We start from the raw sequence: 24576 nt of genomic DNA on the forward strand, positions 1-24576 counted from the left end.
GATTATATGTGTCTGTTTAATTTTCATCTCCCATTTCAAATTCAAGAACACCGCCATCCATTATCTGTTCATAGGTAATATGTGTGTCATTATAAGTCTTGCCGTTAAGCTTCGCTGAGCGGATATAACGTTTGGTCTTGCTTACGGCGGGCGCCAATACCCTAAACACCTTTCCCCCGGGCAGATGCAACTTCGCCTCGGGATACAGCGGAGTACCTATTTCGTATCTGCCGCTAATCGGGTTTACCGGATAAAACCCCATTGCGCTGAACACATACCATGCAGACATCTGACCGCAATCTTCGTTGCCACACAAACCATCCGGCGTATTCTTATAAAGTTCGTGCATCACCTTGGCTGCATATTCCTGTGTCTTCCACGGCCGGCCGGCAGCATTGAACAGATAGATGACATGATGGCTCGGCTCATTGCCGTGTACGTATTGCCCAATCATGCCGGTACTGAAAATGGGAAGCTTGTCATCGGCCGAAGGATGGCAGGTGAACATGCTGTCCAGCTTTTGGACAAAGCGTTCCTTGCCTCCTACAAGGGTTATCAATCCATCGACATCATGCTGCACCGACCAGAAATATTGCCAGCCGTTGCTTTCGCAAATATGAGGGGTGTAATCATCGGGAGAGAAGCCTTCAATGAACCGTCCTTTGTCATCACGCGGCTGCATGAAAGAGGTCTGGGGATTATATACGTTCTTATAATTCCCGGCACGCTTATAAAACTCGTCCGCCGTCTGCTTCTGTCCCAGCTTCTCCGCCATGCGGGCAATGCAATAGTCATCGTAAGCGTATTCCAGAGTTTTGGAGAGCGACCAGTTCTCCGCATTATAGCCATCCGTCAGGTTGTAAGGCACATAGCCCAGTTTCTTATACAGCCCGATACCCCGATATGAGTCGATGTTGGCAGTGCTGACACAAGCCTCCAAAGCCTGCTCCGGATTAAAATCGCCCAAACCTTTCAAGTATGCGTCGGCGATGACCGCCACGGCATGATAACCTATCATCATATCCGTCTCGCTGCCATAAAAATTCCATACGGGCAGGCGTCCGTTCTGCTCATAAAAGGCAAGGAATGATTTCACCATATCGTTCACCCGTTCGGGGGCGATAAACGTGTAGAGAGGGTGTGCCGCACGATAAGTGTCCCACAAAGAGAAAGTACTGTAATTCGTCCACCCCGTGGCCTGATGAATTTTCTTGTCAGGACCGTAATAAGCCCCGTCCACGTCACAGTAAACAGTAGGAGCCAGCATCGAATGATACAAAGCCGTATAGAACTTGGCTTTCTCGTCAGAATCGTCACAAGTGATTTCTATTTTGGAAAGATGTTCGTCCCAAGCCTTGCGGGTAGCTGCCAGATACTTGTCGAAATCATCTTCGGGCACTTCGGCTGCCAGATTGCGTGCCGCCCCTTCGATGCTTACACCGGAGAGGGCCGTGCTGACAAGTATCTGTTCGCCGGCCTTGGTTCTGAAATCAAACCGTGCGACAACCGATGTCCCGGTTCGCCGGCCATCTTTCAACACAGCCGCCGTATCAAGCCGCATCGAAGCAAAAGGTTTGGAGAAACGGGTGCGGAAGTAGATGCGCTGGCCGCGTGCCCAGCCATCGGAAAAGCGATAACCTTGAACCGTGACCGAATCGACCGCTTCAACATGCGAATCATTGGTGAAATCCCAGTTCATGGCTTTCCGCAGATTCAGGAAAACCGCGGCATCGGCCTCAGGAAAGGTATATCGCTGGATGCCGCAACGTTCGGTAGCCGTCAGCTCCACATTGATGTCATAATCCTTCAAACGCACCTGATAATATCCGGCGCTTGCCGACTCTTCCGAATGGGAGAATAGGGAATATATGCCCAACGGCGCTTCCGCTTCCCGATAAGGCAATGTCACCGGCATAAAGGAAATATCATACAAGTCGCCCGCTCCGGCTCCTGAGAGGTGGGTGTGGCTGAAACCTGCAATGGTGCTGTCCGGATAAAAATATCCGGAAATCCTGTCCCACCCCGGCAACCCGTTGTCCGGACTAAGCTGCACCATACCGAACGGTGCTTGAGCACCCGGATAGGTGTTCCCTGTAAAGTCCGTACCGATAAAGGGATTCACCAAATCAGCATACGAAACGGGGGCTGCATCCTGCATCCGCACAGTACATGCCCCAAAGGACAAAAAGACTGCAAAGAAAGGGCATATTTTAATTAAATTCATAACATCCAAGGGTCAACATTATTTATTACAACCGAACAGAAAGGGCTACTCATCGCCATCTCTTCCAATATCATTCGAGCTAACAAAAATAATACAATATTCCGAATCTATGGCATAAAGAAGAAGATAAGCTGCTGCATGACATAAAAAACGAGGAAATTCGTTTATTCCACATCCGATTTTACGTTATCTTTGCAGCAAAAAGTCATAATGAACTACACGACCTATCTTTTCGATTTTGATTACACCCTTGCCGATTCATCACGAGGCATCATCACGTGTTTTCGCAATGTACTCACCCGGCATGGTTATGCGGAAGTAACGGATGATGAAATAAAACATACCATCGGAAGAACGCTGGAGGAGTCTTTCTCCGTGCTTACCGGAGTGACGGACGCCGGACGACTGGCCGACTTCAAGGCTGCATACCGTAAGGAAGCCGATACGCACATGACGGTGAACACCGTGCTCTTTTTGGAAACCAAATCGGTATTGACGGCGCTGAAAGACAGTGACGCGCAACTGGGCATCATCTCCACCAAATACCGTTTCCGCATCAAGGAACTGTTGGACCAACATTTCCCGAAAGGCTTTATAGACATCATCGTGGGCGGAGAAGACGTGAAAGAAGCCAAACCATCGCCCGAAGGCTTGCTGTCCGCCATCAAGCAGCTACATGCCACCAAAGCCGAAACGCTATACATAGGCGACAGCACGATAGACGCAGAAACCGCCCAAGCCGCCGGAATAGACTTCGCCGGCGTGATCCACGGAGTGACCACCGCCCAGGAATTAAGCAAGCATCCGCACATAAAAATAATGAACAGCTTGGAGGAGCTTCTGGAAGATTAGGAAAGCAGTCAGCTGCACGCAAGGCGGGAAGCCACATCCAGCCTGAATAACCACCACCTCCTACAGGGCATCTATATCGAGCCCACTTCCCAACACGACTGAAGTACCCTCAATTGTATTGGGAGATAGGGTCTCTCCCTTATCCATACAAGCGAAACCATAAGTCTCATGGTGGCAGCAAATAGTGAAACTGCAAGTGGTAGATTCCAATAGCAAGTGCAAAATCAAGAAATAATAAAACCGAATGAGGTTGATAAAACTCCATTCGGTTGTGAGAGTGAAGTATGTTGCGTAACTTCGCAACAAACATCCGACACTTTTTTGTCAGATAGTATGACAACTGTCAGAACAAGTCTTGACTATTACACCGCCGTCAACCGCTACTTAACCATTCTCCGGACGGAGCTTGCGGACGGTGACGGCGGTCTGCCACATTTCGCTTTCGCGCAAGGCTTTCAGCTCGGCATTCAGCTTGTCGCGATAATCGGGCTTGGAGTTGCTGTCGATGGAAATCTGAGCTTCGTTGCCGGACTTCACGCTTTCGTACAGCTTCTGCACAACGGGCTTGATGGCATCGTGGAACGGGGTCATCCAGTCAAGCGCACCGCGCTGAGCCGTAGTAGAGCAGTTGGCATACATCCAGTCCATGCCGTTCTTGGCAAAGAGGGGCATCAAGGATTGGGTCAACTCTTCCACGGTTTCGTTGAAGGCCTCGGAAGGAGAGTGACCGTTCTCGCGCAACACCTCGTACTGGGCCAGCAGCAATCCCTGAATGGCTCCCATGAGCGAACCGCGCTCGCCGGTCAAGTCGGAGGTAGCCTCGCGGATGAAGGTGGTCTCGAACAAATAGCCCGAACCGATGCCGATGCCCAAGGCGATGGTCTTGTCGAAAGCCCGGCCGGTGGCATCCTGATAGATGGCATAGGAAGAGTTCAGACCACGGCCTTCGAGGAACATGGTGCGGAGCGAAGTGCCGGAGCCCTTCGGAGCCACCATAATCACGTCGATGTCGCCGGGAGGAACCACACCCGTGCGGTCGTTCCAAGTGATGGCAAAGCCGTGGGAGAAGTAAAGCGCCTTGCCGGGAGTGAGACAGGGCTTGATGACGGGCCATACGGACATTACAGCCGCATCGGACAGCAAACACATCACGACAGTGCCCCTGCGGCAGGCCTCTTCGATGCCGAAGAGCGTTTCGCCCGGCACCCATCCGTCGGCCACAGCTTTCTCGTACGTCTTGCCCGGACGCTGCCCCACAATGACGTTGAAACCGTTATCGCGCAAGTTGCATGCCTGACCGGGGCCTTGCACGCCATAGCCGATAACTGCGATGGTTTCGTCTTTCAAAACCTCGCGCGCTTTTTCCAAAGGAAACTCTTCGCGGGTCATCACATTCTCGATAACACCGCCAAAATTCAATTGTGCCATATCTGTTTTAGTTTTTATTTGTGGCTTACGCCAACGTTTATACTTCTGTCTATTTCTCTGTAAATATCACTTTGGAGCGGCAGACTACCTCGCCGCCGCTTTTCTTCACTTCGACAGCGTAGACGCCGCCACCGTCATCGTCCATGAAGAAGGTAAGCCGGTCTCCATAGCGGCTTTCGGTGACATAGGCCATCTCGAAACGGCGGATGCGCTTCTCGCGGTACATCTCCATGGGGAACAGGTCGAGGATGTGCTCGATATAGCGGATGCTGTTGACGTGTCCGTTAATGTCGATATCGCTGTACTTGGCTGTCAGCGAAGCCACCGGCTCCGTGGAAGAGACCTTGATGCGCGACGGCTTCTCGATGGGGCAAGGCTCGTCGCAGACATAGTCCATGATGCCGCCGTCGTGAAGCGTCAGCAAATCGGCCGGCTTGCGCGTATTCATGCTGATCATGGCCCATACGGATCGCGCATAGCCCGTTGTCCGTCCGTCTTTGTCGATAAGGGCGAAATTACGGTCAGTGAAAAGGCGGTAAACATTCTCCACCCACGTCCGGATGGAAAACTCCTCATATTGGCAGGGCATCTCGTCCAGCTCGATGGCCAGACGGGACAGCACCCAGGTATAATTGTCCTCGTTCAAGGCAGCGATGCCGAAGCCGCGGTCGGTGGCATGGAAGCCTGCGCAATTCAGCAGATGATTGCCCAATACGCCCAAGGCGAGCCGTCCGGTGAAATCGACATGGAACGGTTCGGCCACGAACTTGTAAGTTCCTATCTTGTTCTTCTCACTCATCGCCGTTTTGTTTACTTTGAAGGTATTTCGCCTCACGCTCCGCCAGATATTCGTTGACCCGCTCGAAGCAACCGGTGGTAATGGCTACACGGCCCGAACGGACAAACTGAAGCACGCAGTCAAATGCGCTCAACTCCTCGTAGAGGGCGGTAATGTCTTCGCTCATGCCGTTCTTCTCTACAATGGAAAAGACTGTGTTCACCTCCACGATGCGCGCATTGTATCTGCGGATAACTTTAGAAACTTCCGGTTTCTCTTCCAATATGGAAGTGGTTATCTTATAAAGAGCTATTTCATGTTGGTAGATTTCATCGTCCGTAAAGTAATGGGCCTGCAACACATCTATTTTCTTGATGATTTGCTTGGTCACCTTTTCAATGGTCTCTTTGTCCGTCCAAGCAGTGATGGTATATTTGTGTACCCCTTTGATGGAGGAAGCCGATACGTTCAGGCTTTCGATATTGATTTGCCGGCGGGTAAAAACAGCCGTCACCTGATTGAGCAGACCGGCAAAGTTTTCCGAATGGACGATAATGGTATATAATGTTTTGTCACTCATATTTCTTTCGATTTTAAAAGTCAGCATTCCAGTAGCATCTGGTTCACCGAACCACCCGGTGGGGTCATCGGCATCACATTTCCTTCTTCTTCCACGCAAGCTTCGAGCAAGAACGGGCCATCCGTGGCAATCATCTCATCAATCGCTGCTGCCAACTCATCGCGCTTCATGATCCGACGGGCAGGAATGGCATAGGCCGACGCTATTTTCATATAGTCAGGGTTCATCATAGGGGTGAACGAATAACGGCGGTTGAAGAACATCGCCTGCCATTGCCGAACGTTGCCGAGAAAGTTATTGTTCAGCAGAATTATTTTCACCGGTGCCTTTTGCTCCATAACAGTGCCCAGCTCCTGTATGTTCATCTGTAATCCTCCATCGCCCATGAAAACGCATACTGTACGGTCGGGACTGCCAAAAGTGGCGCCTATGGCGGCCGGAAGCCCGAAACCCATAGTGCCCAAACCGCCTGAGGTGACAATGCTACGCTTCTTGCTATATTTGAAATATCGGGCGGCCATCATCTGATTTTGCCCCACGTCGGTGACCAATATAGCCTCATTGCCGGTAGCCTCGCTGACGGCACGCACCACTTCGCCCATGCTCAAAGCTTTGCCTGCCGGATGCAATTCCGGCCGAATGACTTTTTCCTCTTCTACCTTTTCATAAGGCAGAAAAGTTTCGAGCCATTCTTTATGTTCGGCAGGCTTCAGCAATTCGGTCACCACAGCCAGCGTCTCCTTGCAGTCGCCCAACACGGCAACATCCACTTTAACGTTCTTATCTATCTCGGCAGGGTCTATATCGAAATGAATAATCTTTGCTTGTGTGGCATAAGTGGACAATTTGCCGGTGACACGGTCGTCGAAGCGCATGCCCACGGCAATCAGTACATCGCATTTGCCTGTATTGATATTGGGACCCAAATTTCCGTGCATCCCCAGCATTCCCTTGTTCAAAGGATGTGCCGTAGGCAAAGCGGAAAGTCCCAGCAGGGTACATCCGGCAGGCATTCCGGCTTTCTCGATAAAAGTACGGAGTTCCTGTTGAGCTTCTCCCAACTCTACCCCTTGTCCCACCAATACCAAAGGACGCACCGCTCCGTTTATCAGCTCGGCTGCTTGTCTGATGGCTTCAGAATTCATTTCGGGAACCGGAAGATAACTGCGAATATAGTCCACTTTCGTGGGAACGTATTCGGTTTTATCTACTTGTGCATTCTTGGCAAAATCGAGTACTACCGGGCCGGGACGCCCGTTTTTTGCCACGTAAAATGCACGAGCCACCGCCCAAGCCACATCTTCTGCCCGACGGACTTGATAGCTCCATTTCGTAATGGGCTGCGTGATACCTACCAAATCGACTTCCTGAAAAGCATCTGTACCCAGGAAATTTGTTCCCACCTGGCCAGCTATGACAACAATCGGCGTGCTGTCTATCATGGCATCGGCAATGCCCGTAATAGTATTGGTGGCGCCCGGCCCACTGGTAACCAAGCATACGCCGACTTCGCCAGAGACGCGTGCAAAGCCTTGTGCTGCATGGGCAGCTCCCTGCTCATGGCGGACCAAAATATGATTCAACGTCTTACGATGGTCGTATAAGGCGTCGAACACCGGCATGATACTTCCTCCCGGATAACCGAAGATGGTTTTTACTCCCTGATATTCCAAAGAGCGCATCAATGCTTCGGCACCTGTTATCTGAGCTTCACTGCAATCTGTTCCCGAAAAGGAAGAGGAGGCATTGTTTTTTGTATCACTATTTATCATATTCAATAAATCTTCTGATTTCTTTCCATTAAAATGTTTTCTTATTCTCCATGTTTCGCGAAGTCTATATCAACCTCACAGCTCCTTTATCCGCCGAACTTACCATGCCGGCATAAGCTTTCAATGCTTTGGATATTTCGCGAGTGCGTGTGACCGGTGTCATGGGGCGGGCGTCCAATTCTTCATCCGTCAACCTCACGTTGATGCTACGTTCCGGAATATTGATTTCAATGATATCTCCATCTTGAATCTTACCGATGTTTCCACCGGCTGCAGCTTCGGGCGAGATATGCCCTATGCTGAGTCCGGAGGTGCCCCCACTGAAACGTCCGTCGGTAATCAGTGCACACTCCTTACCCAAATGGCGTGACTTGATATAAGAGGTGGGATAAAGCATCTCCTGCATGCCCGGCCCTCCTTTAGGACCTTCGTGGGTGATGACAACGACGTCGCCACTGACCACCTTTCCTCCCAATATACCGTTGCAGGCAGCTTCCTGCGAATCGAAAACCTTGGCCAGACCGGTAAACTTCCAGATACTTTCATCCACTCCGGCCGTTTTTACGACACAGCCATCTTGGGCTATATTTCCTTTCAGAACAGCCAAGCCGCCATCCTTGCTGTAGGCATGCTCCAATCCGCGGATACACCCGGCAACGCGGTCCACATCCGGTTCTTTGTAAGATGCCGCTTGCGAACCAAGCACGAGATTGAACTTTCCGGCAGCGGCGCTGGAGAATTTTTCAATGGCTTCCTCGCATACATTAGGAGAAGTGATGCTATAGCGGTCTATCGTTTCCGCCAACGTCATTCCGTCCACACGAAGAACACCGGTGTCTACCAGTCCGCCCTTCGCCAGTTCGTCCATTATGGCAATGATGCCACCGGCACGATTCACATCTTGGATATGATATTTTTGAGTATTAGGAGCCACTTTGCACAAACAAGGGGTTTGACGGGAGAGCATATCGATGTCGTCCATCGTAAAGCGGGTTTCGGCTTCATGGGCTATTGCCAACAAATGAAGCACCGTATTGGTAGAGCCTCCCATTGCAATGTCCAGTGTCATGGCGTTCAGAAAAGCTTCGCGGGTGGCAATGCTGCGCGGGAGTACGCTGTCATCTCCTTCCTCATAGTACCTGAAAGCATTCTTTACGATTAATTTGGCGGCATCTTCAAACAGTTTCCTGCGGTTGGCATGAGTGGCCACAATCGTCCCGTTGCCGGGCAAGGCCAACCCCAGTGCCTCATTCAGACAGTTCATCGAATTGGCCGTAAACATGCCCGAACAACATCCGCATGTGGGACAGGCCCGTTGTTCTATTTGGGCAACTTCATTGTCGCCTACACTTTCATCGGCCGATTGTATCATGGCATCGATCAAGTCCAGATGTCTGCCATTCCATTCACCGGCTTCCATCGGACCACCCGAAACGAACACGGCAGGAATATTCAGCCGCATTGCCGCCATCAGCATGCCCGGAGTAATTTTGTCGCAATTGCTGATGCAAATCATGGCATCTGCTTTATGGGCATTCACCATATATTCCACGCTATCGGCAATGAGGTCTCGCGAGGGTAAGGAATAAAGCATGCCGTCATGTCCCATAGCGATGCCATCGTCGATGGCAATGGTGTTGAACTCTGCTGCAAAGCATCCCATTTTTTCAATCTCACCCTTTACAAACTGACCGATTTCATGCAGGTGGACGTGTCCGGGTACGAACTGTGTAAACGAATTGACTATAGCGATAATGGGCCTTCCCATTTGTTCTTGCTTCATGCCATTGGCCGTCCACAAAGCCCGGGCGCCTGCCATGCGGCGTCCCTGTGTGCTGAACGAACTACGTAACCGATGCTTCATCTTAATGCTCCTTTCAATGAAAAAGCCTTTCTCACCGTTATGAGAAAGGCTTATTAAAATTATCTTTTATCGTACGAATGCATACACAAACCTTTCTCACGCTCCCAATGTCACCACCACGACGCGAATAATATGCAGGACTGCCAGGCTGATAGATGTATGCAAGTTCATAACTCTTTTTATCTCTGTTAATTTGGTTGCAAAGGTAAGGGCTTTTTTAGAATACCCAAACAAATTGAATAAAAAAAAGAGGATTGAGCAAGGAATCGTAAGAAAACAATCCATCTAAGAGCAAATATCGAAACAGAATTGAATATATACTGATTCAAGTTTCGCAAGTTAATGAGCAATGTTGATATAATGGCATAAAAAAGCATAGGAGTTTCTGTATGTTGCAGAAAATGAGTAAATTTAACGTGAGTTCGACGAATTATAAGTGTCTACAAATTTGGTGCTTATCGAAATTTGTTGTAACTTTATAGTAGTGAAATACAAAGAATTACAAATAAAAATCGCTATGATCACCGAGAGCAAAATTACAGAAATATTTTGTATGGCAGACGACTTCTGCAAGTTTTTTGATACAATGATGGCAAAATACACGCTAAAACCGCTCAAGAAGAGAAAATATCATCGTGACAGCACGATGTCAAAGGCGGAAATCATGCTTATCATGAGTCTCTTCCACGACTCCGGCTACCGCTGTCTGAAACATTTCTATCTTGAAAAGGTGTGCAGGCATCTGCGCCATCTGTTTCCCGAAGTTGTATCGTACAACCGTTTCGTGGAATTGGAAAGAGAAGTTGCCATTCCTCTTGCACTGTTCATCAAGAAAGTACTGCGTGGGGAAATGTACTGGTATCAGCTTCGTTGATAGCACTCCCCTGCGTGTCTGCAGGAATCAGCGTATCCATATCCATAAGGTGTTCAAAGGTATAGCGCAAAGGGGAAAATGCTCCATGGGCTGGTTCTTCGGATTTAAATTGCATCTGATTTGCAATGAGAAGGGAGAGCTGCTCAACTTCATGATAACACCCGGTGACATTGATGCCCGCAAGCCTTTGGAATACAAGGACTTTGCGAAATTCATATACGGCAAGTTGGTTGGGGATAAGGGATATATAAGCAAGAGGCTCTTCCAACGGCTGTTCGTGGACGGAATACAGCTTATTACCAAGTTGAAAAGCAACATGAAGGGTGCGCTGATGAGCGTTTCCGACAAACTGCTGCTCAGGAAGAGGGCTATCATAGAAACGGTTAACGATGAACTCAAGAACATTGCGTAAGTGGAACACTCCAGACATAGATGCTTTGAGAATTTCATCGTCAATTTATTGGGGGCTATTGCCGCATACTGCTTGTTTCCAAAGAAGCCGTGCATCAATGTAAAAAGAACATTTGATACGCAGCTTGCGTTATTATGAATTCGTCGAACTCACGTTAAAATTAATACTCTCCCCTATGCTCATACACAAAGTTACAACATTCCTCTCAGAGATCAGCATTTTTTCCGGGAAAATGATTCCCATAAAGCCATGTATGCCCTTATTGATGTGATTAAAGGATTAAAAATGACAGAGATGTCCCTCTTTGGGACCAAGAGCAAGTGCAACCATGTATATACATTGCTGCAAGTGTTCCAGACTCTATTGATGTATCCTTGTTTCATGGTTCACAATCCTTTCAATTATCATGATTCTTCATTAAGCCATATCCTGCATTGCAAGAAAGATGTATTCTACCGGTTTATGAGTAACCCTCAGATAGACTGGCGCAAACTTCTTTATAGCCTCAACATCCAATTGTGGAATAAAATAAGAGTCCGCACAGAATATAAGCAAGGCACTACCTGTCTGATCGTTGACGATACAGACTATCCCAAGGCCGGAAGACGGATTGAAAACATCGGAAGAGTTTATTCTCATGTTCATAACAAGTGTATCCTTGGCTTCAAAGCGCTGTTTCTTGCCATTACTGACGGCACGAGCCAGATGATCCTTGATTTCGCTATTCTTGGTGAGAAGGGAAAGAAAGGGAATTATGGCATGAGCGACAGGGAGCTTCAACAACGCTTTACCAAAGAACGGGATAAGGATTCCGCGCTGCAGGAACGGCTCGATGAATATTATCAGAAGAAAACAGACTTGATGATAAGCATGATCAGAAGAGCCATCCGAAAAAATATTGGGTTCAGCTACGTGTTGGCTGACAGTTGGTTTGCCTGTAAGGATATTATCCGTTTCATCCATTCCCGCCATATCAAATGCGATTATCTGGGTATGATTAAAGTTGGAGAGAATGGAAAAACCAAGTATGGTTTTGAACGGAAAGACTTTACGGCTCCTACGTTGATAAAGCTTCTTACCCAAAGAAAACAGAAGAAGTACAGTCGTAAGTTGCGCTGTTACTACATCACTGTTGATGTGGTCTTTGCCGATACCCCTGTCAGACTCTTCTTTGTCCGTAGTAGTAAGAACGGAGCATGGAATGGACTTATGACAACCAACACCAAACTGGAGTTCTTCGAAGCATACAGAATTTACTCCCAAAGATGGTCTCTGGAGGCCATTTTCAAGGAAGCCAAAGGGATGCTTGGATTGGGCAAATGTCAGGCCAATAACTTTGCTTCGCAGATTGCCGCCACTTCTTTGGTCGCTTTGCAATACAACATCCTTTCGGTTGTAAAGAGGTTTACGGCATACGAAACGATAGGGAAACTTTTTGAAGACATTACCAAAAACTCTTTGGAACTCTCGGTTACGGACAGAATATGGGGAGACCTTCAGGAAATTGTAATAGCCATAGCGAACCTCTTCGGATTGGTCGATGAGGAAATATATGATGCTATTATTAACAGGTCTGAGGAACAGAACCATATATGCGATATTTACAAATTAAAACTGGCAAGTTGAACTTGCGAAACATGAATACTGATACAACAAAGCCAAGGAGAACTTATCAGCCTATTACTTCACAGCATTGAGTGATAACTCCCTGACTATAACAAAGTCATATCTCATTTACCTCCCCCAAAAATAATCCATCATACAGTTCTATTCAGAGAATTACCAACTTCCATGTTCTTTCTCATATTCAAGAAAGTCGGATTCGCGGCTACATTCCCCACGATATTCCCATTCCATTTCATCCATATATTCTTTGCCTTGCCTGATGACAACTGCCCGCAATACATTCCTGCCGTCGTTCAGTAACACTTTTTCGAAGACGTAATGCACATCGGTATACCCTTTACGAATGCCGGACAGTTCACGACCGTTGAGATATACCTTGGGAGTGCCGATATTGGAATACACCGTGACAGAGGTTTCTTTTTTCTCACGCAACATATTCCGGCGTTGCGTCATGTAAAGCACCGGTTCCTTGCTCCAATTGGCCTTATACCAAAAATAAGAATCTTTCTTGATTTTGCGATCGAAAGTCATCATCCCTTTCATGTTACGCGCATCTACACTGCCTCTCTTCGAAGTAGGCACCGCAAAATCAAACATATTCCACAAATAGGAAGCTGTAATATAAGGATGCTGTGCAATAACGCTCCATTGATATTCATGGGTCTTGGTCTGGAATGTTTCCGGATAGAAAGGGCTCATCCAGTTCAGCGCATCGCGCAGAATTTCGGTCTGGTGAGCAATATTGGCGTCGGCACCATACTCCGTCAACATCAGACGTTGCCAGGGATACTCTTTTTCCATCTTCTCTACCCAAGGCTTTATATCCTGCATCTTCTTTTCGTACCAGCCGAAATAACGGTTCATGCCTTGTATATCCGCATTTTGATTGACCGGATGGTCGACATTGCCATAACCATTTACCGATATGGTATAACGGTCAGGGTCTTCCAGTTTGCAAAGATCATGGACGGACTGTGTAAGGGCGGCAGTATAACCATGTGGATGGTACACTTCATTATGAATGCCCCATACATAGATGGAAGGATGATTGAAACTCTGACGAATCAATTCACGCATCTGCTGATGTGCATTTTCCCACTCTTGTCCAGTCACCCGGTTGACAAAAGGAATCTCTGCCCAAATCACCAATCCCAACGTATCGCAACGCGAATAAATATAGTCGGACTGTTGATAATGGGCAAAACGAACGGTAGTCGCACCTATATCCATAATCTGTGCCAAATCAAAATCATGTTCTTTGTTAGTCAAGGCACTTCCCAGTTCCCACCAGTCCTGATGGCGGGTTACACCGTACATAGGATATTTCTTTCCGTTCAAGAAAAAGCCTTTACCTGCAACAACTTCATACTTGCGGAGCCCCAGCGGCTGAATAATTTCGTCCAGCACACGTCCGTCCTGCACGAGACGCGACACCACTTTATAGAGATAAGGATCTTCACGTCCCTGCCACAGATGAGGATTACTCAACTTGAACTGTGAAGAATAAGTTTGTACTCCCTGTGGTGTAAGTTCAAAGGCCTGACTATGCTTCTTCACCAACTTACCGCTTCCATCGCAGATGGCATTCTCCAGAACCAATGGAACCGGAGTCAGTGTCGCATTATCCATCTTCACTTTTACAGTCACTTCGGCATACTGCTTTGAAACATCTTTCTGGGTGATATATACACCAGACGAAGCACAGTCATTGGCAACAATACTGCAGAGCTCCGTTACCACCAGCCATACGGGACGGTAAATCCCTCCGTAAACGCCAAACAGTATATGATTGGTAGGGATGACATCAGGACGTGCAGTATTATCGGCCTTTACGATAACTTCATTCTCCTCCCCGAATTTCACTTGCGAGCCAATCTCGCATACAAAGGCAGAATAAGCTCCTTTGTGCGTTCCAACCAAATAGCCGTTGATATAAACCTCGGTACATGAGCCCACTCCTTCGAAACGCAGGAAGAGACGCTTGTCTTTCATGTTCTCGGGAAAGACATATATTTTCCGGTAATAGCCCATGCCCTCATAAAAAGCGGACACTTTCTTCTGCATATCTTCTGCATTCCAAGTATGCGGGAGAGTCACTTCCTGCCAGTCGGTACACCACTTCACGGCAGCCTGCATGGCGTCTTTGGGAAAAGGCCCTTTCTTAAACTCCCAATCACTGTTGAACGATATCACCTCACGAGCATTTACTCTGTTGAAGACTCCCGCCAGCAATATGAGAGCACCTACTATAAAAAAATTATTCTTCATAATCCCAGTACTTAACTATTCTATTTTAGAACCAGACAGCAAAAATAGAATTTCTATCTAAAAACATATCAAGTCTGTGCATCACAATATTTGTCAGTAGCACTTACATTATCCTCAATCTGTAGCTTGATAACGAAAGGAGATCCCGGGTCTTTAGCCGGCATATCTACATTATACTCATTACGGGCAGTTTCTTGCACTGCGACTTCTTTCCCGTTCAGCACAACCGCCTTTATAATCTTGACACCTTTCGGTGTTTTCACAACCAGATGTCCGGAATAAGAAGGATTGAAGACCACCATATACACCTCTTTCCCTTTACAGGTATAATATCCCCAAGGCTGCTTATCCCAACCGGCATAGTCACAACCATAAATACACTCCCCGTTTTCCTTCATCCATTTACCGACAGCATCAGCCAGTTCCTTTTCTTCCGGACGGAAATCACCGTCAGCCTGCGGCCCGAAGTTCACAACCATATTCCCTCCCATTGAAACGGCATGCACGATGCGTTCCAACACTTCCAAAGGAGTTTTTACGTAACTTAAAGACCAGTCTTTGTGGTATCCCCATTGGTTTTCAGGGACAGTCATACATGCCTCCCAATCCCACCGAGTTACCTTCAAGTCCTTCACCGGATCGGGAAGGCGACGTTCGTAGCCCGACTCGTAATCACCCATCAAGTGACCGTTACTATCAAAATGTCTCTTACCGTAAATCAGCACGTAAACGGCTATTGACTGTCACACCGGGCAGCATATCTTTCAGCATTCGTTCCACATGAGCAGTCCACCAGCCGTTTTTCTTGATACTTGCATCCCAAGTTCCATCGAACCAGAAATCTTTTACGGTAGGATAACGGATAGCAAGCTCTTTCAACTGATTGTCCGTAAATTCCAGAAAGCGAGTAAAAGCGGCTTCATCATCCAGCGACTTAATATCATACCTATAATCAGGATGACTCCAGTCCATCACCGAAAAATAGAAATGCACATCGATACCTTCGTCATTATAGGCTTTTACCAATTCTCCCAATATATCTTTCTTATAAGGTGTCTGTGCCACCGTATACTTACTATATTCACTCGGCCACAAGCAAAATCCTTCATGGTGTTTTGTAGTAATCTTCACATACTTCACACCCATTTTTCTGAACATCTTTGCCCATGCGCGGGCATTAAATTTTTTAGGACTCCACTGTTCCATCAGTTTCAACCATTCTTCCATCGGAACTTTAGCCCATGATTTCAGCCATTCCGCAGCCCCATTGTACATTTTACCATTCCATGCTCCTCCCGGAATGGCATAAAGTCCCCAATGTATGAAGGCTCCCAAACGGTTATCGCGAAATTTCTTCATATCCACATCCTGACGTTTACCTAAGCGGTCAGCTCCATACTTCAAAGATATTTCTTGATCAGCAGGCAAAATCTGAGACTGCTTTTGAGCCAATACACCCATACACATCCCCCAAACAAATATTCCCATTAATAATAATCGACTCATTACATTAAGCTTAAAATCAAATGATTACTTGTAGAAAAGGAACAAAATTCCATCTATAACAAGCTATTCTATTTCTAAATCCCTTATCTAAACAGGTTAATTCTCCTCGCAACATACTATTCACAACACGTATATCCGCATAGAGTTAGCATGCTTTTTTGAAAGAAAACGAAGTCAGAGAGAACAAAAGTGTCCGGAATAAAAAGAGGTGAGACATTCACATTTATTATTTCGACACACCTATAATATCAGTGCAAATAGAAAAAGACTTATCTATTATAAATAAACACTTGCAAATCTCCTACAGAAACATTACCGTTTTCCGAATAATTCCAATCAGCCTGTCCACTTCTCAAATGACCTTTTATAAAGGTAATTCTGATGTATCGGGCTTCTATCGGTTCTACTGGGAAGAATTGATAATCCTCTACCTTCAAAGACTCCGTTACGCATTCGCCCAAATCGATCCAAGTATCCCCTACTGTCTTTTTAGCCTCCAACCTAAACGTATGGCATTGCAGATGAGAATAATTCAGGCTACGATGTCTATATCCCAATTGTCCGAGCCTGATAACTTCTCCTAAATCAATGTCCAAATAACAAACCGGGTCATAAACCGGGCGCATTGTGATTTCAGGACACCAGAAGGTTGAATTCTTATCGTCAAACAGATTTTTCATATTCCCTTCTTTAGTCCCCAGATTGCAGGAGTAGCTCCATTTTTCAGAGAATGGAAAACCTACATACAAAGGTGCCTCTGCGGCCACCTTCACTCGGCATGTAGCAGTCTGCCTGCCTCTATCATTAGCAGTAATAGTTATCTTAGTAGACTGTCCGGTCTCACCGACCACCGTGATTATGCCATTCCGGTTTATGATTGCCACTGTCGGATCTTCCGAGGAATAAGTAACGCTCTTATCGGTAGCATTGTCGGGATTAACTGTCACATATTGTGCCAAGTTGAAAGTCTTGCCTCTTTCCACTTCCACATTCTGTCCGGCAGACTGAATCGTAATACTTGATACAAGCACAATATTGCTGACAACTCTAACCGGATATCTGACGTATGTACTCGAACCGTCGTCCACTCTTATGATGATCGTATCCGTACCCAATGGAGAAGGGATGTCGCCTGTAGCCGGAGTTGTCAGTTTAGGAGTTATCAAGCCGTCTTCACTTAAATCGATAGCACCGGTAGGTTCACCAGCAAAGTGATAACTAACGGTATTCTTTCTTGCACTCTTGGGCATGATGAAAGGCTTGAGTTGCAAAGGTTGCCCTTCCGTCACAACTACCCCAAAGATATCACTTTCAAGATTAGTCGCATTTTTAGCAGTAATAGTCACTGCCTTACCGAAATCATCGTCATCGCAACCCGCAAACAGTGCTCCGAACGAAAACATTCCTAACAAGATATATATATTTTTTTTCATAATCGTATATTGTTTTTTCTTTTATCTGTTAATATCTTTCCAACCCGGATTTTGTGTTAAAAGCGGATTCATAAGCAGTTCATTCAAAGGTATCGGGTAATAGTATCGTTTATCATTCCAAGGCCGAACCCCCTTGATAACAGTAGTGGATGTAGGATAAGGAATAATAAAGTCATCTTCATCTACAATTACTTTATTCCCCACTTCACCGATAGGAACAGTTACTTTGAACGGATAATTCTTATACTGTTCATCATTACGGTTCTTGGTGTATAACTCAATCTTTTCAGGTGTCATCTTCATACCTCTGGTAGGAACGGTAAATAATTTACCGGCTTTCCATCTCATCAAATCCTCATAACGCATACCCTCTATCATCGTTTCCACACGACGTTCACGTCTAATTTCACGAATAATCGGAGACACGGAGTAATCGAGCTTCTGAGAGTAAATGGCATCCAAACGAGGGTCATTAGGAATGTTAGACAAACTCAGCTTGGCATTGGGATATTTTACAAAATCATATCCGGCTCTTTCTCTCAATGCATTGACAGTAAGGTTCAAGTCGTCATCTGTGATTTCACCCAATTCGGCTCTGGCTTCCGCATAAATCAACAACAACTCTCCATAACGGAACATGTGTGCAGTTTGTACACCCTTCGGGTTAGCCTCCCATTCAGCGTAGTCAGGCATCCAATGCTTGATAAAGCGATATCCAGTCACCGTAGAGTTATACTGTTTCATTGGAGATCCGCCACCTGTATCGTATGTAATCATCGGGTAAATGACTCCGGACTCTTCAATGCTGTATGTATTGTCATCCGCATCAAAAATAGAGGCATACTCACCCGGCTTGCAAATGGTTTGTCTCAAACGTGGGTCACGGTTATCCAGCTCTTCCCACATGCCGTCATATCCCTTGAACAAAGGATTTCTTTCATAATTGCCTTCAGTACCATCGATATAGACCGGACGTCCGTCTTCACACAGATAGTCTTCGAGTACATCTACAGTAGCCCCCAAGCAGTAACGTGTGTGGTTGTTCTTCCCCCAATAACGAGGATTGTCATGCCCCAATTTCACGCCGTCATACACACGTGCCAGAATTGTTTCTTCATTACCTTCCGTTTCGGGAGAGCCTTTCTGCACGAATAATTGCCAGTAAGAATCTTTTTCCGTAGGGTGTTTGAAGAGCTTGTATCTATTCTTTTCAATAATCTTCCAAGCAGCATCACGGCTCATCTTCAATAACCCATCAGCAGTAGACAGCAGATTCAATTCCGTATGATATTTGCGAAAAGTTCCTTCGAACAGGCAGAAACGAGATTTTAGAAATAACGCCATATCTTGATTGATATATCCGCAAGAGTTGTCATTGTCTTCGAGATTCTGAATGGCAAAATCAAAACATTTCAAAATATTTTCAACTAACTCCACACGTGGCATACGAGGGCCGTAAAGTTCCGGAGAACTTGTATCCAGTTCTTTGTCCAGCCAAGGCACTTCACCCAGAGCCACCAATTTAATATAATAATCCCATGCTTTGAAGAAATAGGCTTGCGCCGCATATTTCTTCAGTGTTTCCGGGTCGCCCACTTCCGCATAATGGTTTAGGAAGTAGTTCACCTTACGAAGTTTTTCCCACTGCCAAGGAGCATCGAAGTTCTTGGACGCTGAATTCGGAGTATCGTACGTATCTCCCAATTTGCCATCGATACTGCCTGCATAAACCGTGTTGTCACTGAACGCATCTCCAAAAATAATCTGACTACCGGCTTTTACGGCCAAGAAACCTTTGTCATGCGAAGTATTATTAGTTCCACCAACTCCATGTCCATACACATAGTATCTGTAAATTCCGTCTAGATAGAGTTGCAAGTCGGCTTCTTTGGTAAAGAATGTGCCGTCTGCCATATCGTCTATCGGATCCCGCTGCATGAAATTATCGTTGCAAGACGACAAAGATGCCGCCAGAACCACGAGCAAAGTTATAACCGAATATTTTCTCATAATCTCTTTTCTATTTTAAACGTTAAAAACCTACTTGAATACCTACACTGAATGTCCGCTTTGGAGGATACGCATCAGATAGATAATCAGTGTCATAGTACTTGGGCATATCTGAAATTGCAAACAAATTGTAAGCAGCTACATTCAGCCTCAATTTCTGCAATCCGATTTTATTGACCTGCGCTTTCGGGAAAGTATATCCCAGAATCATCTGCTTCAGCTTGATGTAAGAAGCGTCAAGCAGATAACCGCTTTGAGTATAGCTGCCAAGGCCGAAACCATACATCGGAAATTTAGCATCTGTTCTTTCGGGAGTCCATGAATTATTATACGTTTCCCACGAACCGGCTCCATTGCCCCAATAACTTGAATAAGATGACAACCAGTAGTCTCTCTTACCTACTCCTTGGAACATCAAATCCAAGTCAAAACCTTTATGCTGGAAGTTGGCCGTAATGTTATAGCGATAGCGCGGTGAATTATTACCGATTACTTTTCTGTCGCCCGGATCATCCACCGTATTCAAGCCGGTGGTAATGACACCATCATGGTCCAAATCCTGATACCACACGTATCCCGGATAAGTCTGTCCTCCCTTGAAGTAAGGTCCGTAATATAACGGTTTCCCGTTAGGGCCTACACCGTCAAAGTCATCCTCTTGCAAAATGCCTCCGGTAACATACCCCCAGATATCACCCACCGTATACCCTTTGTATAAGACACCGTCGCCGATTTTGTTGGTAGGATTGGAAGGATAACTCATCACCTTGGCCCTATCATCAGAAAGTGCTACGCCTAAGCTATAAACAAATCCGTTAGCCAGTTTATCCGACCATTTGGCCTGAAGTTCAAAACCTGTGGTCTTCAAGATGCCTGCATTCTCGAAAGGCAGGTTATCGTCACCAATCAATGCCGGATAATCTTTTCCCCCAGGTATCAAAATATCTGTTACTTTTCTTTTGAATATATCGGCAGTAAACGTCAAACGGTTCCGCAAGAAAGTAAAATCAAACCCTAAATTTTTAGTAGTCGATTTTTCCCAGGTCAGGTTAGGATTGGTTAACGAAGGCGTAGTGATGCCTGTCGGATAACGCATACCGTCGAATAGGAAATGACCTTCAGTTGTTCCGAAAACAGACTGATACGGATACACAGAACTGGGTTGACTACCCAAACGTCCCCATGAGGCTCTGATTTTGAAGTTATCCAACCATTCTTTAGACCAATCCATAAATTTCTCTTCTGAAACTCTCCACCCCAATGATACGGTTGGGAAGAACTGGAAACGAGAATCTTTCGGAAATTTGGAACTACCGTCATAACGAGCATCCACTTCTATCAGATATTTGCTCATATAGTTATACATGACACGGCCGAACAAAGCACGCTGTGCTATCTCATGATGAGAATTACCCGATGTATTGGCTGTAATGTCCTCTACCAAAGAAGGATTCAATATATACGGGTCAAGCATTTTAGACAACGAGATAGAAGAACCGGCATATTTTTCCTCTTCCTGATTAACACCCAACAATACAGAGACATTATGCTTTTCTACAAAAGTCTGGTTATAATCAGCATATACGTTGATAGCATATCTGTCTGTAGTAGAACGTTGGATATAACCGGTATTCTCCGTTGCCCAACGATTTTCGAGAGCAGTCCATGAATTGTTCACGCGTGACTGCTTAGGATGTGTTTTTTCCTGCTGGTAAATAGTCGGAGTAAAAGACAAATCTGCCTTTATCTTCAGTATCTTAGGCAGAATCGTAAACTCAGGATTGATAGAAAGAATCGTCTTGCGCCTGGAAGTAATATTACGTCCACCTGCATACAGATAACTCACAGGGTTTTCTGTTACATAATTAGGTAGAGGATCGTCCGGAGCGGTCAATACAGGCTGATAAATATAGTTTTCAGGATAATAAGATTTTGCATACTGCCAAAGGTTCACGCCATCGGTTTGCTGCGTCGGGGCATCATAATCGAACACATTGTATGAAGCTTTTGCTGCTACCGTAAACCAATCTGTTACTTTAGCATTGACACTTAGCATCGCATTGTATCTTTTCAACTCATCGGTTCTGATTTCATACATACCTTTTTGGTCTTGCATACCCAAAGATATGTAATAGCTAATTCTGTCGCCACCACCACTGATAGACAGGTTGTGCTTCTGTGTCGGGGTCCACTTCTTCACCAGTTCCTCATAAGGATTCGTATTGCCCACCCACTGTATGGCATTACCTTCCATAAAATAAGGTTTGTTGCTCACTGGATCCTTTATATAGGCCATCATGTGTTCCATCATGTCTTTATCATGCTGAGAGTATTCGACAATAGCCCCCGTCCAGAGGTTCCTGTCTGCTCCCGCCTTATAGATATGATAAGAATCCATAATGTCGGGCAGCTTGTATGGCTGGTCGAAAGCCAGATTATAAGAATAATCTATTTTTGCCTTTTGCTTGTAAACTCCTCCCTTGGTCGTGACCAATATTACACCGAAAGTAGCACGCGTACCGTAGATGGCGGCAGCGGAGGCATCCTTCAGGAAAGACATGTTATCAATATCATTCGGGTTCAACTGGTTCAAGTCCTCAGCGGTAATTTCCACACCGTCCAGCAAAATCAGAGGAGAACCTGAAACTACGTCGAATTTGTTCTTGTCATCATTCGATGTACCTCTCTGACGAAATGTTGTAGCACCACGGATATTCAATGAAGGCACTTTGTTAGGGTCGCCGCCAGCAATGCTGACATTCAGACCAGGAACCATGCCTTGCAATGCCTGTCCGATATTAGCGACCGGACGATCTTCCAAGATTTCCGCTCCTACAGAAGCGACAGAGGCTGTAAGGTTTCCTTTCTTCTGAGACTGGAAACCGATTACTACCACCTCGTCAATCATTTTGGAGTCTTCAACCAAAGTGACATTGATGACTTGCTGATTATCGACCGTCACCTCTTTGGAAGTATATCCCACGAAAGAGAACGTCAGTACACTCTTGCTTTCGGATACAGATACATTATAGTTACCGTCAATGTCCGTGATAGCACCCGTAGCAGTACCTTTCACCATTACCGTAACTCCAATCATGGGCTCACCATTGACATCTTTTACAACACCCGTAATCCGCCTATTCTGGTCAACACTCATTGCAACATCCGAAGCGGCATATACCACCTGCGGAATCCCTACTGACAAGAAGAATAAGCAAAGGAAAAGCATCAGATACTGATGCTTTTTCCAATTTTTAATTAGCATTTTCGCATCTTTCATAATGTTTACATTTAAATAGTAGCGCAAAGATTACTCTATTAATACAATCAGCTTTACTGTTTTATGTTTTTCTTTTACTCTTTTAAACAAGAACGTTTAAATTACTGAAGAACAAAACCATAGTATACAAAAAAGAAGTAAATTCTTGAATAGACGTTAGCACGACGAATAAAAAAATGATTTATCAGCTTTCAAATCTTTCGAACCGATATTGTTCAGGATGAAAAAGATATATTTGGAGCAAAAAATGCCAAAAGCCACTTTGAATACTGCAGATAGAGGGACATTTTGCAAAATTCTGCAAATCATATACAGAGTCCTGCCAAAGACACTGTTGACATCAGCAATAGACATGCAGAAAACGCTATAAGAAAGAATAATAAGGTTTTATATATGAAGAAACAATAACAACATCTTCAAAACAAGAATCAACTGCCGTTATCGTATCATCAGTCAGCCAACTATCGTCCGAAAGACCACACTTTGTCGTTCGAGATCCAGAGTATTTCAGGAGATACGGTGTGGCGTTTCAGACGATAAAAACGTGGCGATGCAATTTACTTCTCTGACATCTTGTAAATCTGGCAGCCAGCCAACAAGAATGCTCCTACTCCATATACTTCGGTCATTTCTCTCGTCACCTTGCGCGGGTCAGCACCGATGGGTTGCACGTAACCCTGTTTCCCATCGGGTTCTACGGCGTCGACCAATGCTTCCCATCCCTTCTTGATAGTAGGCATGAAGGTCTTCTTGTCAAGTAAGCCTTCGTTCACACCATATGCAAAGGCATAAATGATAAGACCAGTTCCACTCGTCTCAGGCGACGGATAAGATGCTGGATCGAGTAAACTGGCGCGCCAATAACCATCCGCACTCTGCAATCCGGCAACACGGGTGGCCAGTTCCACGAACAAATCCTGATAGAAAATACGCGAAGGCTCATCTTCAGGGAGCATTTGTAGGATTTCTGCCAATCCGCCTAACACCCAACCGTTGCCACGTCCCCAAAACACTTTCTTACCATTGGTTTCACACTTGCCAAAGTATCGACGGTCACGGTAGAATAGTTGTTCCTCTTTATCATATAAATGGTCGTAGGTGGCCTTGTACTCCTTATTCAGGAAATCCAGATAACGCTTGTCCTTAGTCAACGCATACAGTTTGGCATATACGGGGGGGGCCATAAATAATGCGTCACACCAAGACCAGCGGTCTAAAGTTTCCAGTTTACCGTAATCTAGTCCCAGAGCTATTTCAGACGGATTTTCCACCACCCAGTTGGCACGAGCCATCACAGGATCTATCATCTTCTTATTGCCATATTTGAAGTAAAGATCGATAAAAGGCTGTCCTACAGCAATAAAATCTGCATGATACATCCACTTCCCTACCTGGAAATGATTGCGTTTCCCGATGTGGAGCAACCACTGGAAATAAGAGTCATCAGCATCTTCCTTCTCTGCCAATTCCGCCCAGTCCAGCATACCCATATACAAAGCAGCATGTGTCCAGTCCAAATCGTCATGTTCGACTCCTTTATTCGGATTGCTGATCTGCCAGTCGACCACACGTTTCATCACGGACTTTACGACAATCTTGCAGAAATTCTTCCCGGCATCCGCTTCCATCGCGAACAGCAAGAAGAAAGAGAATAACTTTTTCATCATAG

Annotated in this window: 11 protein-coding genes and 4 pseudogenes; 3 read left to right on the forward strand and 12 right to left on the reverse strand. The window is 45.8% G+C overall.

Annotated features, from left to right (window positions below):
• Positions 1–16: 16 nt before the first annotated feature.
• Positions 17–2224 carry a GH92 family glycosyl hydrolase gene (locus tag C4H11_RS04175; RefSeq protein WP_106040583.1) on the reverse strand — a complete coding sequence of 736 codons (2208 nt, stop codon included), beginning with the start codon at positions 2222–2224 and terminating at the stop codon, positions 17–19.
• 210 nt (positions 2225–2434) lie between these two features.
• Between C4H11_RS04175 and C4H11_RS04180 the strand changes: the two are divergent.
• Positions 2435–3067 (forward strand): annotated as a pseudogene (locus C4H11_RS04180) (HAD family hydrolase); the annotation flags it as partial.
• A 393-nt stretch (positions 3068–3460) separates the two neighbouring features.
• Here C4H11_RS04180 and ilvC read toward each other — a convergent pair.
• From ilvC to ilvD, 5 genes are all read right to left on the reverse strand, one after another.
• Entirely contained in the window at positions 3461–4504 is a 1044-nt protein-coding gene (ilvC, locus tag C4H11_RS04185; RefSeq protein WP_106040585.1) for a ketol-acid reductoisomerase, read from the reverse strand.
• 49 nt (positions 4505–4553) lie between these two features.
• Positions 4554–5303, reverse strand: a complete 750-nt coding sequence (locus tag C4H11_RS04190; RefSeq protein ID WP_106040586.1) for an acyl-[acyl-carrier-protein] thioesterase — start codon at positions 5301–5303, stop codon at positions 4554–4556.
• Positions 5296–5862 (reverse strand): acetolactate synthase small subunit, encoded by a 567-nt coding sequence (gene ilvN / locus C4H11_RS04195; protein WP_106043122.1) that lies wholly within the window; start codon positions 5860–5862, stop codon positions 5296–5298. The genes C4H11_RS04190 and ilvN overlap by 8 nt, the downstream gene beginning before the upstream one ends.
• 20 nt (positions 5863–5882) lie before the next feature.
• Positions 5883–7544 (reverse strand): biosynthetic-type acetolactate synthase large subunit, encoded by a 1662-nt coding sequence (ilvB, locus tag C4H11_RS04200; RefSeq protein WP_234819901.1) that lies wholly within the window; start codon positions 7542–7544, stop codon positions 5883–5885.
• A 154-nt stretch (positions 7545–7698) separates the two neighbouring features.
• Positions 7699–9498 (reverse strand): dihydroxy-acid dehydratase, encoded by a 1800-nt coding sequence (gene ilvD, locus C4H11_RS04205; protein WP_106040588.1) that lies wholly within the window; start codon positions 9496–9498, stop codon positions 7699–7701.
• A gap of 517 nt (positions 9499–10015) precedes the next feature.
• On the opposite strand from ilvD, the pseudogene C4H11_RS04210 reads away from it, so the two are divergent.
• Positions 10016–10922: pseudogene (locus C4H11_RS04210) on the forward strand (IS982 family transposase).
• A 37-nt stretch (positions 10923–10959) separates the two neighbouring features.
• Positions 10960–12410, forward strand: a pseudogene (locus C4H11_RS04215) (IS4 family transposase).
• Between the two features lie 153 nt (positions 12411–12563).
• Here C4H11_RS04215 and C4H11_RS04220 read toward each other — a convergent pair.
• From C4H11_RS04220 to C4H11_RS04245, 6 genes and pseudogenes are all read right to left on the reverse strand, one after another.
• Positions 12564–14678, reverse strand: coding sequence for a glycoside hydrolase family 2 protein (locus C4H11_RS04220; RefSeq protein WP_106040589.1), 2115 nt, complete (start codon positions 14676–14678; stop codon positions 12564–12566).
• Between the two features lie 68 nt (positions 14679–14746).
• A pseudogene (locus C4H11_RS04225) lies at positions 14747–16139 on the reverse strand (alpha-L-fucosidase).
• A 314-nt stretch (positions 16140–16453) separates the two neighbouring features.
• Complete coding sequence (locus tag C4H11_RS04230; RefSeq protein WP_106040590.1) at positions 16454–17617, reverse strand: discoidin domain-containing protein; 1164 nt, start codon at positions 17615–17617, stop codon at positions 16454–16456.
• Positions 17618–17638: 21 nt separating this feature from the next.
• A complete protein-coding gene (locus C4H11_RS04235; RefSeq protein ID WP_106040591.1) occupies positions 17639–19627 on the reverse strand; it encodes a RagB/SusD family nutrient uptake outer membrane protein in 1989 nt (662 codons plus the stop codon).
• Between the two features lie 22 nt (positions 19628–19649).
• Positions 19650–22892 carry a SusC/RagA family TonB-linked outer membrane protein gene (locus C4H11_RS04240; protein WP_234819874.1) on the reverse strand — a complete coding sequence of 1081 codons (3243 nt, stop codon included), beginning with the start codon at positions 22890–22892 and terminating at the stop codon, positions 19650–19652.
• Positions 22893–23464: 572 nt separating this feature from the next.
• Entirely contained in the window at positions 23465–24571 is a 1107-nt protein-coding gene (locus tag C4H11_RS04245) for a glycoside hydrolase family 88/105 protein (protein ID WP_106043124.1), read from the reverse strand.
• Positions 24572–24576 lie beyond the last annotated feature (5 nt).

Source organism: Bacteroides zoogleoformans (assembly GCF_002998435.1).
In the GTDB taxonomy this organism is placed as follows: Bacteria; Bacteroidota; Bacteroidia; order Bacteroidales; family Bacteroidaceae; genus Bacteroides; species Bacteroides zoogleoformans.

Coding starts and splice junctions, on each gene's coding strand:
- C4H11_RS04175 (WP_106040583.1), bottom strand. CDS start 2,224: ATGAATTTAATTAAAATATGCCCTTTCTTTGCAGTCTTTTTGTCCTTT.
- ilvC (WP_106040585.1), bottom strand. CDS start 4,504: ATGGCACAATTGAATTTTGGCGGTGTTATCGAGAATGTGATGACCCGC.
- C4H11_RS04190 (WP_106040586.1), bottom strand. CDS start 5,303: ATGAGTGAGAAGAACAAGATAGGAACTTACAAGTTCGTGGCCGAACCG.
- ilvN (WP_106043122.1), bottom strand. CDS start 5,862: ATGAGTGACAAAACATTATATACCATTATCGTCCATTCGGAAAACTTT.
- ilvB (WP_234819901.1), bottom strand. CDS start 7,544: ATGCGCTCTTTGGAATATCAGGGAGTAAAAACCATCTTCGGTTATCCG.
- ilvD (WP_106040588.1), bottom strand. CDS start 9,498: ATGAAGCATCGGTTACGTAGTTCGTTCAGCACACAGGGACGCCGCATG.
- C4H11_RS04220 (WP_106040589.1), bottom strand. CDS start 14,678: ATGAAGAATAATTTTTTTATAGTAGGTGCTCTCATATTGCTGGCGGGA.
- C4H11_RS04230 (WP_106040590.1), bottom strand. CDS start 17,617: ATGAAAAAAAATATATATATCTTGTTAGGAATGTTTTCGTTCGGAGCA.
- C4H11_RS04235 (WP_106040591.1), bottom strand. CDS start 19,627: ATGAGAAAATATTCGGTTATAACTTTGCTCGTGGTTCTGGCGGCATCT.
- C4H11_RS04240 (WP_234819874.1), bottom strand. CDS start 22,892: ATGCTAATTAAAAATTGGAAAAAGCATCAGTATCTGATGCTTTTCCTT.
- C4H11_RS04245 (WP_106043124.1), bottom strand. CDS start 24,571: ATGAAAAAGTTATTCTCTTTCTTCTTGCTGTTCGCGATGGAAGCGGAT.